We start from the raw sequence: 19,020 nt of genomic DNA, 5'->3' as shown, positions 1-19,020 counted from the left end.
GTTCTCTTCGCGAGCGACAACGATGTCATGGTGATGGCAGCGACGAGGCGGACTCGCAGGTTTTCTCGTCATTCCGTCGAAATCGCTGAAACTGCTCTGGCGCCTCCGATGTCGACGTGCTAGGGTGTCCCCGCGACAACTGAGATCGGTTTGATGGACGCCTTCGACGTGAACCTCCCTCGCGACATCGACGCCTGCCACGAGTTGATCCTCGAACTCGATCGGGAGCGCCGACGGCAAGCCGCCGTCATCGCCCAGCAGCAAGAGACCATCGCCCAGCAGCAGGAGACGATCGATCGCTTGCAGAGCGACGTCGACTTGCTCAAGCGGACCTTGTACGGCCGGCGGCGGGAACGCTTCGTCGACGATTCCCAGCAGGGGCTTTTGTTCGACTCGACAATCGTCGGGGCGGACGACGATTCAGGCTCCGGCGACGACGACGAGAGCGATGACGACGAACCGTCACCAGAACGCCGCTCGAGCAAGGGACGCGGCCGGCGTCTCTTCCCCGACCTGCTGCCGCGCAAGACGGTCCGTCACGAACTCGACGAGCAAGAGATTCCCGAGGAACTGAGGAGCGACCCGACCGCCCGGCGGTTCTTCAAGAAGACCAGCGAGCAACTGGAGTTCACGCCCGCTTCGATCCATGTGATCGAACATTACCAAGAGGTGATCGTTCGCGACGAAGCATCGGGCGAGACGACGATCGCCACGGCGAAGAAACCGCCGCAGTTGATCGACGCTTACGCCGGCCCCGGCTTCTGGGCTCATCTGACCGCCAGTCGCTTCGCCGACCATCTGCCCTACTACCGACAAGAGGACATCCTCGCTCGCCACGGCTGCCGCATCGGCCGCGGCACCCAACAGCGTTGGCTCTTCGCCCTGGCCTTGGCGGTCGCGCCGTTGGTCGAACTGATGCGTCGGCTGGCGTTGCAGTCCGAGGTGCTGGGCTGCGATGAAACGCCGGTCAAGATGTTGGCGGGCGAGCCGCCTGGCTGCACCAAGACCTATCTCTGGAGCACCGTCGGCGACAATGCCCATCCCTACGACTGCTTCCACTTCACGCCCGACCGCAGCCGCGATGGACCGGAACAGTTCCTCGCCGGCTTCCAGGGTTACTTGCAGTCGGACGCCTACACCTGCTACGAGCGAATCGCCGCGGCGGACGACCGGATCGTCCCCGTCGGCTGCTGGGCTCATGCGCGCCGTAAGTTCGAGGAAATCCACTTCAGCGCGCCGAGCGTGCGGACGCACACCGCCCTCGGCTACTTCCAGCGGCTCTACGACATCGAAGATCGCGCCCGTGACAGTAGTGTGTCACAACGCGGCGCCAAGCCGATCGTGACCGAGTTCCATCAGTGGCTGCTCGAGCAGCACGAGCGGGAGCTTCCGAAATCGAAGCTGCGCGCCGCCATCGCTTACATGACCAACCGGTGGCAGTCCTTCGCGTGCTATCTCGACCATGGGGCGATTCCCATCGACAACAACCGCACCGAAGCGGCGCTGAAGTACGCCGTCCTCGGCCGCAAGGCGTGGCTCTTCTTCGGCAACAGCCAAGGAGGCGAGACCGCCGCCACCTTCTTCACGCTGACCAAGAGTTGCAACCGCCATCACGTCGATCCCTTCGCCTACCTCCGCGATGTCTACACTCGCCTGCCGAGCACTCCGGCTTCGGATCTCCCTTCGTTGCTACCCGACCGTTGGATCGACGAGCACCCCCAGCATCGTCTCCAAGAGCGCGCCGACGAAGCCCGTCAACGAGCCGACCGCAAACGCGCCCGCCGAGCCCAACGCCGCGTCCCTGCTGCCACTCCCCGTTGATCGGTGACCGGTCCCCCATCGTCATCGGCTCCTGCTTCTCCCACACGCCACCGTTGCAACGCTCACACAGGCTCCACGGTTCCGATCCGTCGCTCATCCTCGACACCGCGATCGGATTCAGTTCGCGCCAATATCACTACGCAAGGCCAAATTGCCTTAGTCTCGTCTGGGGCGTCCCTGGTCCTTGAAGAAAGGACAGAAAGAACCTCCCTCCGCCTCGTCTTCAGAATTTGTGGGTCGATGGTGGCTCGGGGAGGTTGCCGAGATTGTGATAGAGAGCGTATTTGAGGGTGCTGGGGTCGCGAAAGCCGTAGGATCGGCGGGTCGTCAATTTGACCTTCAGATTCATTCCCTCGACGGCGCCCGCGGAAATCTCTCCTTTTGCCTCGAACCAATTGAAGATCTGCTCGGCGTGACGCTCGAGGGTTCGTGCCAGGTTGCGCATCGGTTCGATCCGTGTGCTCAAGGCCCGATCGAGCCACTCCTGGAAGAAGGATCCGATCCGCCAGGGAGCCTTGTAGTCCCAAAGCCGCTGGAAGTCTTCCTTCATCAGGTAGCACTTGACCGTCCTGAGGTTGTGCGTCAACAACTCGTTGAGACGAAGGACCTCCTTGCGTTTGAGGTTGCCGCGACGCTTGAGCAGCAGCCAACGCGTCCGCTTGAGCACCTCGAAGCCCTTGCGTTTGAGTTCGCGTGCCTCCTGGGCCCGCACCTTGTCGATCGCCTTGTTGAACAACTGCATGATGTGGAAGCGGTCGAGAATGTGCAGGGCCCCATTGGCCTCGCGAGCGATGACCGACAGGTAGGCTTTCCACATGTCGCTGCAGATGTACTTCAGCCGCTCGGTTCGCCGCCTGCCGAAGAAGCGAAAGAAACGACCGAGCGTCTCCTTGGTCCGGTCTTGCCCGACCCAAAGCAGACGACGCGATCCGCGGTCGATCTGATAGACCAGGGTGAAGTACTGATGCCCCTTGCGGTAGGCGACCTCGTCGATGCCGATCGCCTCGATCCCTTCCAGCTCGCGATGGCGGATTCCCCAGCAAACCGCCATTTTCACCGCACGAAAGACGGTGTGCCAACTCGTGCCGAAGATCTCGGCGGTCTCACGCCAGCTCAAGCGTTTGGCCCAACGGGCCAGGAACCATTGGAAGCTCGACGTCGTTCGCTCCTTGCCCGACGCCCAGGGAATGCGTTCCACCTTCACCCCGCAAGCAGGGCATGCGACCCGCCGCGCCGCGTAGACGAACCAGACCGCCAGGCCCCACAACGGCACGTGCTGAAAACGGCGTTCCGGCAAGTGGTCGTACGTGCCGCCACGATTCCCGCAACCCGAACAGATCGGCCGGCTGCGACGCCGTGGGCGAACCCGAACCAGCAGTCCCTCTTTCGACGAATCGGCCCAAGCCGCCGATTCGTAGACGAAACTCCCGTGACGCTCCAAGGCGTTGAGGATAACCTGAAGTCGCATCCCGTCTCTCGCGGCTGGCGTTTGAAGAAGTCCTTGCAAACTCCATCATGCGCCCCTCGAGAGCGGGATGCTCTTTTTTGGCCTCCTGCCGACTTCTCTCCTTTCCGCTTGACCAGTGGAACATCCTCCCCGCCAACGGCCAAGGAGGAGTCTTTGCCGGGCGACCGAAGCCGAGCCACGATGGCGAGGATGCAGGGCGAGCGAAGCGAGAAGACCAGGCAAAGCAGCAGCCGGACGCGGCCCTTGGCATACGGCGGTAACCTCCACTACCAAGCGGAACGGAGAATACACTCACCACCCACAGATTTGGCAATAGAGCCGAGTTTTTATTTCCCGCCAGCTTGTAGTGTCGTGAAGGCTCCGACGTTCAGGCTTTCTCACGTTCATTCCAGTCGTCTCACAGCAAAGATCAGTTGATGAACTTGTACGTTCCTTGTTCCAATAGCCAGGCTTCCAGTTCTCCTTGTAGCGCTCTCGCAGCCCTGTGATACTCGCCTCCTCCATCAAGCTTACTTGACGTCTTCACAAACTCTCTGAGCTGCCGTATGGCCATCGGACCATTCTCCTCGAAGAGTCTCTTTACTTTGTAGATCTCGAACATTTCATGGAAAATCGAACCAACGGCCAGGAAATCATTATTCAAGACATCAGGATTGACGCGAATAGCGATTGTCCCTATCGGAGCGCGAAACATATCATAGTCCCAAATCTCATCCAGCCGATAGTTCGGTATAAGGGAGCCATTGAATGGCGACCAGATGTGAGCGTAGCAACGGTGGCGTCTTGTCGGTTGCGGTAGGCTTGGGTTGGTTGGCCCTGGTTTGTCGCGAGGCGGAAGATGCGAGTTCGTTGTGCGGAGAAGGAAGCGTATTGGCGGGAGGTCGTTCGTCGGCAAGAGGAGAGCGGGCGGGGCGTTCGACGATTCTGCCGGGAAGAGGGGATTTCGGAGGCGTCGTTCTACGGCTGGCGGCGTGAGCTACAGCGACGCGATCGAAAAGAGAAACGGTCGACTGCGGTCGATGGCGGTGGAACGTGTCCGTCGCCGTTCGTCGCGTTGCGGGTGGTCCCCGAATCGACGAGCGTGATTGAGATCGTTCATCCCCGAGGCTACATCGTGCGGGCGCCGGCGCCCGTCGACAGCGACGCCTTGCGTCAAGTGCTTGCCGCCCTCGATGGGGCCCGGGAGGGCTGAGCATGTGGTCGGTCCCTCATCAGGTGCGGATATTCCTGGCTCGGGAACCGGTCGACATGCGAAAGAGCTTTCACGGGCTCGTCGCCTTGGCGGAGTCGGTGCTCGAGCAAGATCCGCTTTCGGGCCACCTGTTCGTCTTCATCAATCGCCGCAGGGATCGGATCAAGGTTCTCTATTGGGCCGGCGTCGGCTATTGCATTTGGTATCAGCAGCTGGAAGAAGGGAGCTATCAGCTTCCCGACGCCCAGGCGGCTGACGACGAAGCCGGCCTCGAGATCACTGCCGGACAATTGTCACTCATCCTCGAGGGCATCGACCTCTCCTCGGTCCGGCATCGCAAGCGCTTTCAAGTCTCCGATCAGCACCGTGACACGCCGTCGTCCCGTCGTTCGTGACTTCCCTTCACTCTTTCCCGAATGATGCGTGCCGCTCCGCAGAGCCAGGACGTGCCGCTGCTCCTTCGTGACGCCAGTTCCCCGTCACGGCGGCGAGAGCCTGGAAGCCATGGGACGGCACGCGACCAAAACCGAGTCTTGTCTTCGGTTGTCCTCGGACCCAGGGTTCTTCGCTTGCCAATCTCGTTGGACGATCGACCCTGGCGTTCTCTTCGCGAGCGACAACGATGTCATGGTGATGGCAGCGACGAGGAGGACTCGCAGGTTTTCTCGTCATTCCGTCGAAATCGCTGAAACTGCTCTGGCGCCTCCGACGCCGACGTGCTAGGGTGTCCCCGCGACAACTGAGATCGGTTTGATGGACGCCTTCGACGTGAACCTCCCTCGCGACATCGACGCCTGCCACGAGTTGATCCTCGAACTCGATCGGGAGCGCCGACGGCAAGCCGCCGTCATCGCCCAGCAACAAGAGACCATCGCTCAGCAGCAGGAGACCATCGCCCAACAACAAGCAATCATCGCTCAGCAGCAGGAGACGATCGATCGCTTGCAGAGCGACGTCGACTTGCTCAAGCGGACCTTGTACGGCCGGCGGCGGGAACGCTTCGTCGACGATGCCCAGCAGGGGCTTTTGTTCGACTCGACAATCGTCGGGGCGGACGACGATTCAGGCTCCGGCGACGACGACGAGAGCGATGACGACGAACCGTCACCAGAACGCCGCACGAGCAAGGGACGCGGCCGGCGTCTCTTCCCCGAGTTGCTGCCGCGCAAGACGGTCCGTCACGAACTCGACGAGCAAGAGATTCCCGAGGAGCTGAGAAGCGACCCGACCGCCCGGCGGTTCTTCAAGAAGACCAGCGAGCAGTTGGAGTTCACGCCCGCTTCGATCCATGTGATCGAACATTACCAAGAGGTGATCGTTCGCGACGAAGCATCGGGCGAGACGACGATCGTCTCGGCGAAGAAACCGCCGCAGTTGATCGACGCTTACACCGGTCCCGGCTTCTGGGCTCATCTGACCGCCAGTCGCTTCGCCGACCATCTGCCCTACTACCGACAAGAGGACATCCTCGCTCGCCACGGCTGCCGCATCGGCCGCGGCACGCAGCAGCGTTGGCTCTTCGCCCTGGCCTTGGCGGTCGCGCCGTTGGTCGAACTCATGCGTCGGCTGGCGTTGCAGTCCGAGGTGCTGGGCTGCGATGAAACGCCGGTCAAGATGTTGGCGGGCGAGCCGCCTGGCTGCACCAAGACCTATCTCTGGAGCACCGTCGGCGACAATGCCCATCCCTACGACTGCTTCCACTTCACGCCCGACCGCAGCCGCGATGGTCCCGACGAGTTCCTCGCCGGTTTCCAGGGTTACTTGCAGTCGGACGCCTACACCTGCTACGAGCGAATCGCCGCGGCGGAGGACCGGATCGTCCCCGTCGGTTGCTGGGCTCATGCGCGCCGCAAGTTCGAGGAAATCCACTTCAGCGCGCCGAGCGTGCGGACGCACACCGCCCTCGGCTACTTCCAGCGGCTCTACGACATCGAAGATCGCGCCCGTGACAGTAGTGTGTCACAACGCGGCGCCCTGCGGCAACGCGACGCCAAGCCGATCGTGACCGAGTTCCATCAGTGGCTGCTCGAGCAGCACGAGCGGGAGCTTCCGAAATCGAAGCTGCGCGCCGCCATCGCTTACATGACCAACCGGTGGCAGTCCTTCGCGTGCTATCTCGACCATGGGGCGATTCCCATCGACAACAACCGCACCGAAGCGGCGCTGAAGTACGCCGTCCTCGGCCGCAAGGCGTGGCTCTTCTTCGGCAACAGCCAAGGAGGAGAGACCGCCGCCACCTTCTTCACGCTGACCAAGAGTTGCAACCGCCATCACGTCGACCCCTTCGCGTACCTCCGCGATGTCTACACTCGCCTGCCGACCACTCCGGCTTCGGATCTCCCTTCGTTGCTACCGGACCGTTGGATCGACGAGCATCCCCAGCATCGTCTCCAAGAGCGCGCCGACGAAGCCCGTCAACGAGCCGACCGCAAACGCGCCCGCCGAGCCCAACGCCGCGCCCATGCCGCCACTCCTCGTTGATCGGTGCCCGGTTCCCCGTCGTCATCGGCTCCTGCTTCCCGCACCACACGCCACCGTTGCAACGCTCACGCCGGTTCCGGCTTCTCCCACACGCCACCGTTGCAACGCTTACGCTCACGCCGCCAACCGTAGAACGACGCCTCCGAAATCCCTTCTTCCCGGCAGAATCTCCGAACGCTCTGCCCGCTCTCCTCTTGCCGATGAACGACCTTCCGCCAATAGGCTTCCTTCTCCGGGCTGCGATGGACGTTCTCCATCGGCTCCCTCGCTTGGCGTCCGACCCGACGAACGTCGCTGCGATAGGCGAAGCACTCAAGCAGGTCAACTTTCAGCTCTTTTGTCGGTTCGGTAGCTTCCTGCCGAAGGGACGAGTCCACTGCAAGGTGATCAGCGGCGTCGTTACTTCTGGTGATACCCCGCCGCCGCGCGATCTTTACGCCGGGCCAACCGCGCGAGACAAGGTTGACCCCAAGGAACACACGTCCGGCACAGGGCCGGGCGCCGGGAAGGCCCCACTCGGGGGCCAAACCGGAAAGGGGGATAGGTCGCTAGGAAATGTGAATCGGGGTGACAGGATTCGAACCTGCGACCTCTGGTACCCAAAACCAGCGCTCTAGCCAAGCTGAGCTACACCCCGCGAAGATCCGCTATTCTAGCGACGCGGCTCGACGCCGCAAGGTTCAGTTCCCACGACCTTTCTCCTCGTACTTGTGTCCGAAGCGATCGGAGACGCCATTCCGGCTCGATTGTCATGGATTGAGTCACTGCAAGATACTGGTCGGTCACTAGATCCAATCCCAGTGGCGCCGGGCTGATGTGAGATCGGATGGCCGAAGACGATCGGTGGCGTCGGGATGCCGGGCTGCTATGCTGGCCAGTGGGAAATCCGCGAAGCGGTAAAGGGGATGCAGGGGGAGAGCGTATGTCGGCGGAAAAGTCCACGGCGGGGCTGGCGGGAGTGGTGGCCGGGCGAACGGAGCTTTCCTCGGTTGGCCAGGAGGGCAGGGGGCTTACCTATCGCGGGTACGCGATCGAGGACCTCGCGGCCAACGCCTCCCTTGAGGAGGTCGCGTATCTGCTTATCCATGGCCACTTGCCGGCGGCGCGGGAACTCGATGGGTACCGAGCGAAGCTAAAGTCGCTGCGAAGCTTGCCGAGCGAGATCTGCTCGACGCTCGAATTGATCCCCGGCACGGCCCATCCGATGGACGTCCTTCGCACCGGTTGTTCGCTACTGGGGTGTCTGGAGACCGAGACCGATCCGAACTCGGCGGCGGACCAGGCCGATCGGCTCTTGGCAACGCTGCCATCGATGCTCTTCTACTGGTACCACTACCATCGTGACGGCTCGCGGATCGGCTTCGAGGCCCCCGAGCCGACCCTCGCGGGCTACATCCTCCACTTGCTGCACGGCTCGGCTCCCTCGGAGATGGCTCGGCGAGCGATGGACATGTCCCTGATCCTCTATGCCGAACACGAGTTCAACGCCTCGACCTTCGCCGCGCGGATCACGACCTCGACACTCTCCGACTACCACTCGGCGATCACCTCCGCGATCGGAACGCTGCGAGGGAATCTGCACGGCGGGGCCAACGAAGCGGCGATGGAACTGATCGAACGCTTCGCCGATCCCGACGAGGCCGAGCGGGAACTACTCGGTATGCTCACGCGCAAGGAGAAGATCATGGGCTTCGGGCACCGGGTCTACCGCGAGGAGGATCCACGCTCGACCATCGTCAAGGAGGTTGCCCGGGCGCTGGCCGTCTCGCCGGAGAACAAGCGGCTCTTCGCGGTCTCCGAACGCATCGAACAAGTGATGTGGCGCGAGAAGCGAATCATCACCAACCTCGACTTCTACAGCGCCAACGCCTACCACAGTCTCGGAATCCCGACACCGATGTTCACGCCGCTGTTCGTTTTCGCCCGGACCACCGGTTGGTCCGCGCACATTATCGAGCAGCGAAAGGACAATCGGCTCATCCGTCCGGGGGCGGACTACGTCGGGTCCGATCCCAGGCCCTATGTGCCCATCGACGAACGAACGGAGCCCGGTCGATGACCGACGAGAACGATGCGATCCCAAGCGACACCATCCTGGACGAGATCGCGACCTATGTCCGCGGCGGTCGGATCACGAGCGACGAGGCGTTCGAAACCGCGCGGCTCTCGTTAGCCGACAGTCTCGGCTGCGCGATGCTCGCTCTGGAGTTTCCCGCCTGCACCCGGCACTTGGGGCCGATCGTCCCGGGAGCCCAAATCGCCGACGGGGCACGAGTCCCTGGAACGAGTTGGTCACTCGATCCGGTCCATGCCGCGTTCAATATCGGCGCGATGATCCGCTGGCTCGATTTCAATGACACCTGGCTGGCCGCCGAGTGGGGGCATCCCTCGGACAATCTCGGAGGCATCCTCGCGGTGGCGGACTATCGGTCACGGTCCGAGGGCGACGGCGAGACTCCCGTGACGATGGAGGAGGTCTTGATCGCGATGATCAAGGCCTACGAGATCCAGGGCGTCCTCGCGCTGGCCAACTCGTTCAATCGCGTCGGTCTCGATCATGTCCTGCTCGTGCGGATCGCCACCAGCGCCGTCGTTTGCGCGATGCTGGGAGGCGACGAGGGCCAGATCCGCGCCACGCTTTCGCAGGCCTTTCTCGATGGGGGAGCTCTCCGGACCTATCGGCACGCTCCCAACACCGGCTCGCGCAAGAGTTGGGCCGCCGGCGACGCGACCAGCCGCGGGGTGCGATTGGCGCTGATGTCCCTCAGGGGCGAGCCGGGCTACGTGTCGCCACTGGGCGCTCCACGATGGGGGTTTCAGGATGTCCTTTTCGGGGGCAAGACGATCGAACTGGCGCGGCCGCTCGGCAGTTACGTGATGGAGAACGTGCTATGGAAGAACTCCTTCCCCGCGGAGTTCCACGCCCAGACCGCCGTCGAAGCCGCAATCGCCCTTCATCCCGAGGTCGCCGATCGGCTCGACGACATCGAGCGCATCGACGTTGAAACGCAGGAGTCGGCGGTTCGGATCATCGACAAGTCGGGGCCGCTGTACAATCCGGCCGACCGCGACCACTGCCTCCAGTACATGATCGCGGTCCCGCTGCTCTCGGGCTCGCTTAGGGCCGAGGACTACGAGGACTCGGTGGCCGCCGATCCACGCATCGATCGGTTGCGGGGACGGATGCGAGTCGTCGAGAACTCCGAGTTCTCGCGCGACTATCTCGACCCCGACAAGCGGTCGATCGCCAACGCCATCGAGGTCCATTTTCGCGATGGGACCAAGACGAAGCGCGTTCAGGTCGACTACCCGTTGGGGCACCGCCGCCGGCGCGAGGAGGGAATCCCCGCCGTCTGGTCGAAGTTCGCCGCCAACATGAGCAAGCGATTCTCCCCTGACGTTGTCGAGAGGATCACCCAACTCTTGCGGATGCCGATGGAAGGCTTTCGAGGGATTGCCGTTGATGAGTTGGTGACGCACCTTGTTCCTAGGCGCGATGCGTGATCGTCAAGAGATAGGCAGAAGCGACAAAAAGTCGTCTCACGAGGTTTCTCGATGGTCGAAGTCCTCCCCAACGACGAACACAACCAGCGGCTGGTCGCGAATGCCCATCCGCCGGACTGGGTGAATCCGACCGCAGCGGGACGCTACCATCTCGTCGTCATAGGCGCGGGGACCGCGGGGCTGGTGGCCGCGGCCGGCTCGGCGGGTCTCGGGGCGAAGGTCGCCCTGATTGAGCGACATCTCATGGGGGGCGACTGCCTCAACGTGGGCTGCGTCCCTTCGAAGGCTCTCATCAGCGCGGCGCGACTCGCGGCTCACGTGCGCGATGGCCGCGAGTTCGGTGTCGAGGTGCCGCACGAATTCACCGTTCATTTCTCGGAAGTGATGCGGCGGATGCGGCGGCTGCGGGCGAAGATCAGTCCGGCCGACTCGGTGCGGCGATTTCAGGGGCTCGGGGTCGACGTCTATCTCGGTGACGCGTCCTTCGTCGGTGATCACACGATCGCGGTGGCCGGACAGGAACTCGAGTTCCGCCGCGCGGTGATCGCCACCGGTGGACGGGCGGCCGAGACCGACGTCGAGGGACTCGCCGAGATCGGCTACCTGACCAATGAGACGGTCTTCTCCCTGACGGAACTACCGAGTCGCTTGGCGGTGATCGGCGCCGGTCCGATCGGCTGCGAGTTGGCCCAGTCCTTCGCTCGCTTCAATTCGCGCGTTACCCTGCTGTCGAAATACGAACACATTATGCCGCGCGAGGACCCCGACGCGGCGGCGATCGTCGAAGCGTCGCTTGGTCGCGATGGCGTCGCGATCGTCCCTTCGTGCCGAGTCATGAAGGCCTGGCGCGACGGCAACGACAGTGTGTTGCTGGTGCGTGAACCTGGTGGCGAGCGCGAGGTCCGGGTCGACGCCGTGCTAGTCGCGGCCGGTCGTGTCGCCAATGTCGAGGGCCTCAATCTCGACCAAGTCGGTGTCCGCCATTGCGGCAAGGGGGTCGAGGTCGACGATCGGCTCCGCACGACCAACCCGCACATCTATGCATCGGGCGATGTCTGTTCGCGGTTCAAGTTCACCCACGCCGCCGACGCGCTCTCGCGGATCGTCATCAAGAATGCCCTCTTCCACGGAAGGGCGAAGGCGAGCGACTTGCTCATTCCCTGGTGTACCTACACCGATCCGGAGATCGCCCATGTCGGCCTGTACGAGCACCAGGCGAAAGAGAAGGGGATCGAGCTGACGACCTTCACGCAGAAACTCGAGGAGGTTGATCGGTCAATCCTCGAAGGGGCGGACGAGGGATTCGTGCGGGTTCACTGCCGCAAGGGGACCGACAAGATCCTTGGGGCGACGATCGTCGCCGATCATGCCGGCGATTTGATCTCGGAACTGACGCTCGCCATGATGGCGGGCCGTGGGTTGGGGACGATCGCCCAGACGATTCACCCCTATCCGACCCAAGCCGAGGCGATCAAGAAGTTGGGCGATGCCTACAACCGGACGAAGCTGACGCCGCTGGCGAAGAAGCTCTTCGGTCTTTGGTTCAAGTGGACGGCGTAGGGACTCCTGGTAGGTTGTCTCCTAACTGGCAAGGTCGTTGCACGAGGTCTCGTTCCTCTTTCGTGCGGGTGGTTCCCGAATCACTGGAACTTCCCGCGTGGCGGAGGCGAGTGTGGGTCTCTTGAGCATGCCCACGACGAGCGTGGGCAGGGCACCCAAGACCGTTGAGCCAAGTAGCAGCGAGCTGACCGTCATCGGAGGGAGACGACGTGGAACGAGGCAAACTCTTCGCGCTGCTGAAACTGTTGGCGTTTCTCTTTCTCATCGTGACGGCGGTCTATTTCTTCCGCTTCACCGAGACGGGACGGTCGATCACCCCCGAGGCCGTGCTCAACCGCATTCGCTCTTACAAGCCCTACGACGTGCTGATCTACATCGGCATCTACATCGTCGGCACCGTCGTCATGATTCCGGGGACCGCGCTCAGTTTCGCCGGCGCCGTGCTGTACGGGACGCTGCTCGGGACGCTCTATACCTGGATCGGCGCGGTGATCGGTTCGTCGCTCGCGTACTTCGTCGCCCGATTGCTTGGTCGCGACTTCGTCGATCGCCTGCTTCAAGGAAGACTCGCCGAGTTCGATCGCCAGGTGAGCGAGAAGGGGTTCGACGGGTTGCTGATCATCCGTTTGCTGCCCATCTTTCCGTTCAATGGGGTCAACTTCGCCTCGGGCCTGACGAGCATCAAGTTCAAGGACTATGTCCTGGCCACCGCGATCGGCATCCTGCCCGGAACGTTCATGTTTCAGTACCTCTTCGCCACCGTCGGCCAGCGCCTTCTCACCGATGGCTGGAAGTGGAGCTACCTGGGCGATCCCTATCTGTGGGCGCCGATCTTCAGTTTCATCGTCTTTATCCTCGTGGTCCGATTCGCGACGCGGAAGTTCGCGAAGAAGCCGAGCCAGGACGATGCCGAGGTCCGCGAGCGGGAGAAGCTCGATTCGCCGGGCGAACTTCCTAGGACGACCGACGACAGTGCCAATCCCGATCAAGGCTAAGGAGTAGCCATGCCGCCTCACGCTTCGCTCTGGAAGTCTGTACTTCTGTCGCTTCTCCTCTCACCTTTCGCGTGGGGAGCCGATCCCGATCGCGATTGGCAAGCCAACGCGGTGCTCGATGACGTGACGACCTGGACCATCGCCGATGTCGGGGCGGTGCAGGGGGCCCACGTCCACGACGGCAAGCTCTATCTCTACGGCGACCTCTTTTCGGCCAAGCCGCGCGTCGGAGTCATACGCGAGTACAATTTCGACCTTGAGCCGACGGGGCGACAGCTCTGGCTGCGCAAGGGTGACGACCCGCTCATCACGCACCCGACCGGACTGGCGATTCATCCCAAGTACGGGGCGTTCCTCGGCGACACCGTCGACGGCGAGGGTATCATCCACCGTTTCGATTGGGAACAAGCTTGGGAGGATGGCGATCTCTCGCAAGCGGCCAAGCAACGCATTGAGGACGATGCGTCGGTCAATGGCACCAGGCCGCTGCTCGTCACCCTCGACGCCAAGCAATACCTCGCGACCGCCGACTATGGCGACCAGAACAATCAGGTTCGGCTCTACGACATCGAACGACTCGTCAGAGAGGGACGTTCGTCCGCGCCTGGTGTCGTCGCCCATCGTTTCGCGTGTGGCCCCTTCAATCAGAACCTCGCGTGGGACGAAGAGCGTGGCGAACTGACCTGTGTGCAGAACGTCGTCGGCGGACGGGGATGGCGGCTCGACGTGATCGACTTGGCTCGAGCGGTCGACGAAGAGAGCGCCAACGTGACGGGAGTCCGGGTCCGTCGCTGGATCTTTCCCCCGCACACGGAACTGGAAGGCTACCAACGCTTGCCCGACGGGCGTCATCTCTTCGCGGTGGTCTATGGCAAGGACAACATCCTCGCCGGTACCGCGCGTCCGATCGACCCGCGCCGCACTCCCAAGGGAACCAGGAGTCCCAAGTGAATTCCTCACTGGTGCTCCCATTTGACCAAGAGAGTTCCTTTCCGGTGCTCCCGCTTGTCCAAGGGCATCCCGACCGCTGTCCCTTGTCCAAGGGAAGTTCCTTTCCCATCGCTCCCCCCTTGTCCAAGGGTGTACAAAGGGGGAGAAGGAGGGGGTCTCTTCTTCTTACTTTTCAAGGGGTAGCACCGGTTGCTGTGCTACCGGTGAGGCGAAGCCGCCGGAAGCCGCAGTCCGAGGTTCGATCGCTGGTGAAACGGAGCTTATTGGCAACGATTGTCGTTCATGGCGGTTATCGCTCGTTGACCGACGTTCCCACGAGACGTAACTGTTAACCCGCTTCGCTGATCGGAAGGGGGAGCGGTTGGTTTGGCACGTGGGAGGTGACGGCGTCGAGGGCGTAACGGAAGAAGTTCAGGCCATTCTTTTGGCAGGTGCGGACGATCGTCTTGGCCACGGCGAAGGCGTCGGCGCTCCACGCGGCGCGGTTGACGCCACCGTCGGAGCGCGCGGCGGCGACACTGCGGATGTCGCGTTCGGCCAAGTTGTTCTCGGCGGGAACGGCGGGATCGTCGAGGAAGGTCAGCAGTTCCTCCTTGTGGCGGCGCAGCCGATCGTAGATGCGTTGGCAATCGGGATCGCTCGAGGAATGCCACCAACGCTCGTCGAAGCGTTTGCGGATCTGGTCGGCTTCGGACGCGAATTCATCGGGCGATAACTCCTCGCGTCGGCGTGCCAGGGTGATGGCATCTTGGAAGAGGTCGATCAGCGGCTGAATGTTCTTGGCGACCAGCCGGGCGGGGAGTTCCTCGCGAAGCTTCGCCAAGTCTCGCAGAAGATGAGTCAGGCAGCGTTGTTTCTTCGCCTCGAGCCTGTGGTAGGCGGCGTAGAAGTCGGTGATCAGGACGCCCGGTAGCGACGAGTCTCGGGTTTCGGTTCGGGGATTTCGGTCACGAACTTTTCGTCGCACGTGCCAGTCGCTTCGAGTTCGCCGCCGCAAAGAGGGCACGAGTCGAACTCGACTTCGTGAACGATGGCGTTCTCGGTGTCGGGAGGATCGGGACGGGTCGTTCCGCCATGACGGCGAAACTCCTTGCGGCGCCGGTCCGGCTTGTTTTGGGTGCGTTTGGGAGTATTCGCTTTGGGACGATACCGCTTGCCGCGACGAGCCAGCTCGGCCTCAAGTTCCCGATTGCGTTCGGTCAACTCGCGATTACGTTCGGTCAGTTCACGGTTGCGCTCAGTCAGCTCGCGATTACGTTAGGTCAGTTCACGGTTGCGCTCAGACAGCTCGCGGTTGCGAGTCATCCACTCGGCAACGAGCTTTTCCAGCGTTTCGATTCGTCGGCGCAGTTCCTCGCGGTCGTCCATCATGCCCAAAGACTGCCACGTTTCCCAAAACGCGCCAACCCGGGCTTAACAGTTACCGTGAAAAGACCAACTCGCAGGGTGTGAACGGTTACCAAGCCGACCGTCGGCAGGCAATGGCCTGCCCTACGGGATCAGGTTCCATCGCCGGACTCGTATCAGTACCGGAAGAAATCGTTGTAGAGAACATCTCTGAGCCGCGAATGCGGCGAGATCACGTAGCCTGGTACGTCAGTGCCAGGAAGACGTCACCATCACGCTCTCGAGCCCCGAAGGGGCGACACTTCTTCGGCGTTCCCTGCCGATGTCGTCCCTTCAGGACTCTGAATGGGTTGTTGTCTGTTTCCTACGGCTTACGCCGCAGGCTACGTGCTGCCGTCGCTTCGCGACTGTCACCCGGCGACAATCGTGACGGATAGAGCGGGACCACGAGAACCGGCAAGCCGGTCTCGACCCTACGACAAGGCGGACTTCTCAACCTCACCCCAGCCCGCATTCCTTCCCACAAGATCCAATGCTCAAGGCACGTCCGGCGACTCCTGGCAAAACCGCATCCCGTGGCTTACTGGATCAAATCCCTTGGGAAATACCGTGCTTGCATCGTACCGGCATCCTTCGAGATTCGCTTCGTCGGCGCAGTTCCTCGCGGTCGTCCATCATGCCCAAAGACTGCCACGTTTCCCAAAACGCGCCAACCCGGGCTTAACAGTTACGCGCAATCCGCACTGCGGTCAGTGCAGCATCTCGCACCTATGTAAGACCGGTCAGTCAGAAAAGGCTACCAAGTACCGACAGGCGTGAACGAGGGGTAGCGCCGATAGTGTCGGATATAGTGTTTCAACAACTTTAGCCTCGTCTTCAGAATTTGTGGGTCGATGGTGGCTCGGGGAGGTTGCCGAGATTGTGATAGAGAGCGTATTTGAGGGTGTTGGGGTCGCGAAAGCCGTAGGATCGGCGGGTCGTCAATTTGACCTTCAGATTCATTCCCTCGACGGCGCCCGCGGAAATCTCTCCTTTTGCCTCGAACCAATTGAAGATCTGCTCGGCGTGACGCTCGAGGGTTCGTGCCAGGTTGCGCATCGGTTCGATCCGTGTGCTCAAGGCCCGATCGAGCCACTCCTGGAAGAAGGATCCGATCCGCCAGGGAGCCTTGTAGTCCCAAAGCCGCTGGAAGTCTTCCTTCATCAGGTAGCACTTGACCGTCCTGAGGTTGTGCGTCAACAACTCGTTGAGACGAAGGACCTCCTTGCGTTTGAGGTTGCCGCGACGCTTGAGCAGCAGCCAACGCGTCCGCTTGAGCACCTCGAAGCCCTTGCGTTTGAGTTCGCGTGCCTCCTGGGCCCGCACCTTGTCGATCGCCTTGTTGAACAACTGCATGATGTGGAAGCGGTCGAGGATGTGCAGGGCCCCATTGGCCTCGCGAGCGATGACCGACAGGTAGGCCTTCCACATGTCGCTGCAGATGTACTTCAGCCGCTCGGTTCGCCGCCTGCCGAAGAAACGAAAGAAACGACCGAGCGTCTCCTTGGTCCGGTCTTGCCCGACCCAAAGCAGACGACGCGATCCGCGGTCGATCTGATAGACCAGGGTGAAGTACTGATGGCCCTTGCGGTAGGCGACCTCGTCGATGCCGATCGCCTCGATCCCTTCCAGGTCGCGATGGCGGATTCCCCAGCAAACCGCCATTTTCACCGCACGAAAGACGGTGTGCCAACTCGTGCCGAAAATCTCGGCGGTCTCGCGCCAGCTCAAGCGTTTGGCCCAACGGGCAAGGAACCATTGGAAGCTCGACGTCGTCCGCTCCTTGCCCGACGCCCAGGGAATGCGTTCCACCTTCACCCCGCAAGCAGGGCATGCGACCCGCCGCGCCGCGTAGACGAACCAGACCGCCAGGCCCCACAACGGCACGTGCTGAAAACGGCGTTCCGGCAAGTGGTCGTACGTGCCGCCACGATTCCCGCAACCCGAACAGATCGGCCGGCTGCGACGCCGTGGGCGAACCCGAACCAGCAGTCCCTCTTTCGACGAATCGGCCCAAGCCGCCGATTCGTAGACGAAACTCCCGTGACGCTCCAAGGCGTTGAGGATAACCTGAAGTCGCATCCCGTCTCTCGCGGCTGGCGTTTGAAGAAGTCCTTGCAAACTCCATCATGCGCCACTCGAGAGCGGGATGCTCTTTTTGGCCTCCTGCCGACTCCTCTCCTTTCCGCTTGACCAGTGGAACATCCTCCCCGCCAACGGCCAAGGAGGAGTCTTTGCCGGGCGACCGAAGCCGAGCCACGATGGCGAGGATGCAGGGCGAGCGAAGCGAGAAGACCAGGCAAAGCAGCAGCCGGACGCGGCCCTTGGCATACGGCGGTAACCTCCACTACCAAGCGGAACGGAGAAGACACTCACCACCCACAGATTTGGCAATAGAGCCCACATTTTCTTTGACTGGACACCGCTATTTCACCATGATCAAGATCTGAACAGTGCGGTACCTCATGCACTTGACTACTGATATTTTCATGAGACGAACACGATTCTTGGGTTCTGGAATCTGGAGAATCGGATTGTCAATGTGTGCATACTTGGCATTCGGTTGTTCGGTGTCGTGGCTTCTCCTATTGGTCGTCTATCTCCGATCCGAGCTGATTATTTCGTTTGGATTTGGCGCCGCAATCATCCTGGTCGTGCCCTCAGTGGTTGTCATCCATGGGGGCAATAGATTCGATATCCCATGGGAGTACATTGTTGCAGGAGTGGTCGTAGGAGAAGTCGCAGGAGTATTTTTGCCACCGGGGATGTCTGCCAACTATGAACAGAGATGTGAATTGTTCTTCCTCAATCCGCTCGTGTACTTCTGGCCTTCACTCGTCACAATTTGCTCGTTTGCTGGTGGAGTCGCTGGAACTGTTTACGCACTGATGAAGAAAAGGAGTTGCGCATCACCAGCCTGATCATCGATAGCTGTTCGCATGATAGGTGTCGAGGCATGCGTTGAGATGGGGAGTGGCGACCGTGAACGGCCGGCAGTCACTAGTGGCAATGGCGTCGCTGAGAAGCGCGTCGACTTCGCCTACAACGCGATCGATCAGATCACACAGATCGACCGCTACGCCGACCTTGGTGGAACGCAGCTCGTTGCGACGACGACCGCTCAGTTCGACACCTTGGGTCGCATCACCGATCTGACGCACACCAACAGCACCCAGACGGTCGATGATCTCGATTTCACCTTCGACAACCTCCACCGCATCACGCAGATCATCTCGGACGACGGCACCGCCGACTACACCTATGATGATTACGGCCAACTCCTCACCGCGACCTACACCTACCAATCGAACGAGACCTACACCTACGATCTCTCCGGCAACGTGAGCGTTGCAACGGTGGGGTGGGTTGCGGTAGGCTTGGGTTGGTTGGCCCTGGTTTGTCGCGAGGCGGAAGATGCGAGATCGCAGCGCGGAGAAGGAAGCGTATTGGCGGCAGGTCGTTCGTCGGCAAGAGGAGAGCGGGCAGAGCGTTCGGAGATTCTGCCGGGAGGAAGCTCTCCTTCGGTACTCAGAGCGCCGCGGGAAGTCGCTTCGTCGAAACCACACTGACCGTCATCGAGACCTGCCGACAACAATCCCGCGACCTCTTCACCTACCTCACCGACGCCGTCGACCCTCATTTCCGATCGCGACCCTGCCCAT

At 61.7% G+C, this 19,020-nt stretch carries 16 protein-coding genes and 1 tRNA gene; 10 read left to right on the top strand and 7 right to left on the bottom strand.

Features of this window, described 5'->3' with window-relative positions; translation table 11 throughout:
- Positions 1 to 153 precede the first annotated feature (153 nt).
- Positions 154 to 1,821, top strand: coding sequence for an IS66 family transposase (gene tnpC, locus Pan216_RS16975; RefSeq protein ID WP_145259624.1), 1,668 nt, complete (start codon positions 154 to 156; stop codon positions 1,819 to 1,821).
- 223 nt (positions 1,822 to 2,044) lie between these two features.
- Here the strand turns inward: tnpC (Pan216_RS16975) and Pan216_RS16970 are convergent, their stop codons facing one another.
- Positions 2,045 to 3,289 carry an ISL3 family transposase gene (locus Pan216_RS16970; protein ID WP_145254871.1) on the bottom strand — a complete coding sequence of 415 codons (1,245 nt, stop codon included), beginning with the start codon at positions 3,287 to 3,289 and terminating at the stop codon, positions 2,045 to 2,047.
- Between the two features lie 409 nt (positions 3,290 to 3,698).
- Positions 3,699 to 3,983: a hypothetical protein gene (locus tag Pan216_RS16965; protein ID WP_145259622.1), complete on the bottom strand. Its 285-nt coding sequence runs from the start codon at positions 3,981 to 3,983 to the stop codon at positions 3,699 to 3,701.
- A gap of 144 nt (positions 3,984 to 4,127) precedes the next feature.
- Here Pan216_RS16965 and tnpA (Pan216_RS16960) point away from each other — a divergent pair, with 144 nt between their 5' ends.
- The 3 genes from tnpA (Pan216_RS16960) (at position 4,128) to tnpC (Pan216_RS16950) (ending at position 6,962) form a co-directional block, all read left to right on the top strand.
- Positions 4,128 to 4,481, top strand: a complete 354-nt coding sequence (gene tnpA / locus Pan216_RS16960) for an IS66 family insertion sequence element accessory protein TnpA (RefSeq protein ID WP_145259620.1) — start codon at positions 4,128 to 4,130, stop codon at positions 4,479 to 4,481.
- Positions 4,482 to 4,483: 2 nt separating this feature from the next.
- Entirely contained in the window at positions 4,484 to 4,876 is a 393-nt protein-coding gene (gene tnpB, locus Pan216_RS16955; protein ID WP_145259618.1) for an IS66 family insertion sequence element accessory protein TnpB, read from the top strand.
- A gap of 358 nt (positions 4,877 to 5,234) precedes the next feature.
- Positions 5,235 to 6,962, top strand: a complete 1,728-nt coding sequence (gene tnpC / locus Pan216_RS16950; protein WP_145259615.1) for an IS66 family transposase — start codon at positions 5,235 to 5,237, stop codon at positions 6,960 to 6,962.
- A gap of 65 nt (positions 6,963 to 7,027) precedes the next feature.
- Here the strand turns inward: tnpC (Pan216_RS16950) and tnpA (Pan216_RS16945) are convergent, their stop codons facing one another.
- Positions 7,028 to 7,219 carry an IS66 family insertion sequence element accessory protein TnpA gene (tnpA, locus tag Pan216_RS16945; protein ID WP_145259614.1) on the bottom strand — a complete coding sequence of 64 codons (192 nt, stop codon included), beginning with the start codon at positions 7,217 to 7,219 and terminating at the stop codon, positions 7,028 to 7,030.
- Positions 7,220 to 7,524: 305 nt separating this feature from the next.
- Positions 7,525 to 7,599: transfer RNA gene (locus tag Pan216_RS16940), tRNA-Pro, on the bottom strand.
- A gap of 285 nt (positions 7,600 to 7,884) precedes the next feature.
- Here Pan216_RS16940 and prpC point away from each other — a divergent pair.
- The 5 genes from prpC (at position 7,885) to Pan216_RS16915 (ending at position 13,972) form a co-directional block, all read left to right on the top strand.
- Positions 7,885 to 9,021 carry a bifunctional 2-methylcitrate synthase/citrate synthase gene (gene prpC / locus Pan216_RS16935; protein WP_145259612.1) on the top strand — a complete coding sequence of 379 codons (1,137 nt, stop codon included), beginning with the start codon at positions 7,885 to 7,887 and terminating at the stop codon, positions 9,019 to 9,021.
- Positions 9,018 to 10,466: a bifunctional 2-methylcitrate dehydratase/aconitate hydratase gene (locus Pan216_RS16930; RefSeq protein WP_145259610.1), complete on the top strand. Its 1,449-nt coding sequence runs from the start codon at positions 9,018 to 9,020 to the stop codon at positions 10,464 to 10,466. Before prpC ends, Pan216_RS16930 begins: the two co-directional genes overlap by 4 nt.
- Before the next feature lie 51 nt (positions 10,467 to 10,517).
- Positions 10,518 to 12,026: a mercuric reductase gene (locus Pan216_RS16925; protein ID WP_145259608.1), complete on the top strand. Its 1,509-nt coding sequence runs from the start codon at positions 10,518 to 10,520 to the stop codon at positions 12,024 to 12,026.
- 209 nt (positions 12,027 to 12,235) lie between these two features.
- A complete protein-coding gene (locus Pan216_RS16920; RefSeq protein ID WP_145259606.1) occupies positions 12,236 to 13,021 on the top strand; it encodes a TVP38/TMEM64 family protein in 786 nt (261 codons plus the stop codon).
- Positions 13,022 to 13,030: 9 nt separating this feature from the next.
- The gene (locus Pan216_RS16915) at positions 13,031 to 13,972 is read left to right on the top strand and encodes a hypothetical protein (RefSeq protein WP_145259604.1); all 942 of its coding nucleotides are present in this window, start codon (positions 13,031 to 13,033) and stop codon (positions 13,970 to 13,972) included.
- A gap of 328 nt (positions 13,973 to 14,300) precedes the next feature.
- On the opposite strand, the gene Pan216_RS16910 is transcribed toward Pan216_RS16915, so the two are convergent.
- The 3 genes from Pan216_RS16910 to Pan216_RS16900 all read right to left on the bottom strand — a co-directional run bounded on the left by Pan216_RS16910 (position 14,301) and on the right by Pan216_RS16900 (position 17,440).
- Positions 14,301 to 14,939 (bottom strand): IS66 family transposase, encoded by a 639-nt coding sequence (locus Pan216_RS16910; RefSeq protein ID WP_419192641.1) that lies wholly within the window; start codon positions 14,937 to 14,939, stop codon positions 14,301 to 14,303.
- Positions 14,870 to 15,175, bottom strand: coding sequence for a hypothetical protein (locus Pan216_RS28435; RefSeq protein WP_419192640.1), 306 nt, complete (start codon positions 15,173 to 15,175; stop codon positions 14,870 to 14,872). The genes Pan216_RS16910 and Pan216_RS28435 overlap by 70 nt, the downstream gene beginning before the upstream one ends.
- A 1,020-nt stretch (positions 15,176 to 16,195) precedes the next feature.
- Positions 16,196 to 17,440: an ISL3 family transposase gene (locus Pan216_RS16900; RefSeq protein WP_145259599.1), complete on the bottom strand. Its 1,245-nt coding sequence runs from the start codon at positions 17,438 to 17,440 to the stop codon at positions 16,196 to 16,198.
- An 884-nt stretch (positions 17,441 to 18,324) separates the two neighbouring features.
- Here Pan216_RS16900 and Pan216_RS16890 point away from each other — a divergent pair.
- On the top strand, positions 18,325 to 18,927 hold the full coding sequence (locus Pan216_RS16890; protein WP_145259595.1) for a hypothetical protein: 603 nt from the start codon (positions 18,325 to 18,327) through the stop codon (positions 18,925 to 18,927).
- Positions 18,928 to 19,020 lie beyond the last annotated feature (93 nt).

Origin of the sequence: Kolteria novifilia (assembly GCA_007748055.1) — a bacterium.
GTDB classification, from domain to species: domain Bacteria; phylum Planctomycetota; class Planctomycetia; order Kolteriales; family Kolteriaceae; genus Kolteria; species Kolteria novifilia.
This window is presented reverse-complemented; position numbering and strand designations above follow the sequence as displayed.

What these genes read in the sequence shown, in the direction of transcription:
- tnpC (WP_145259624.1), top strand. Translation starts at nt 154, where the DNA reads ATGGACGCCTTCGACGTGAACCTCCCTCGCGACATCGACGCCTGCCAC.
- Pan216_RS16970 (WP_145254871.1), bottom strand. Translation starts at nt 3,289, where the DNA reads ATGCGACTTCAGGTTATCCTCAACGCCTTGGAGCGTCACGGGAGTTTC.
- Pan216_RS16965 (WP_145259622.1), bottom strand. Translation starts at nt 3,983, where the DNA reads ATGTTTCGCGCTCCGATAGGGACAATCGCTATTCGCGTCAATCCTGAT.
- tnpA (WP_145259620.1), top strand. Translation starts at nt 4,128, where the DNA reads ATGCGAGTTCGTTGTGCGGAGAAGGAAGCGTATTGGCGGGAGGTCGTT.
- tnpB (WP_145259618.1), top strand. Translation starts at nt 4,484, where the DNA reads ATGTGGTCGGTCCCTCATCAGGTGCGGATATTCCTGGCTCGGGAACCG.
- tnpC (WP_145259615.1), top strand. Translation starts at nt 5,235, where the DNA reads ATGGACGCCTTCGACGTGAACCTCCCTCGCGACATCGACGCCTGCCAC.
- tnpA (WP_145259614.1), bottom strand. Translation starts at nt 7,219, where the DNA reads ATGGAGAACGTCCATCGCAGCCCGGAGAAGGAAGCCTATTGGCGGAAG.
- prpC (WP_145259612.1), top strand. Translation starts at nt 7,885, where the DNA reads ATGTCGGCGGAAAAGTCCACGGCGGGGCTGGCGGGAGTGGTGGCCGGG.
- Pan216_RS16930 (WP_145259610.1), top strand. Translation starts at nt 9,018, where the DNA reads ATGACCGACGAGAACGATGCGATCCCAAGCGACACCATCCTGGACGAG.
- Pan216_RS16925 (WP_145259608.1), top strand. Translation starts at nt 10,518, where the DNA reads ATGGTCGAAGTCCTCCCCAACGACGAACACAACCAGCGGCTGGTCGCG.
- Pan216_RS16915 (WP_145259604.1), top strand. Translation starts at nt 13,031, where the DNA reads ATGCCGCCTCACGCTTCGCTCTGGAAGTCTGTACTTCTGTCGCTTCTC.
- Pan216_RS16900 (WP_145259599.1), bottom strand. Translation starts at nt 17,440, where the DNA reads ATGCGACTTCAGGTTATCCTCAACGCCTTGGAGCGTCACGGGAGTTTC.
- Pan216_RS16890 (WP_145259595.1), top strand. Translation starts at nt 18,325, where the DNA reads ATGGGGAGTGGCGACCGTGAACGGCCGGCAGTCACTAGTGGCAATGGC.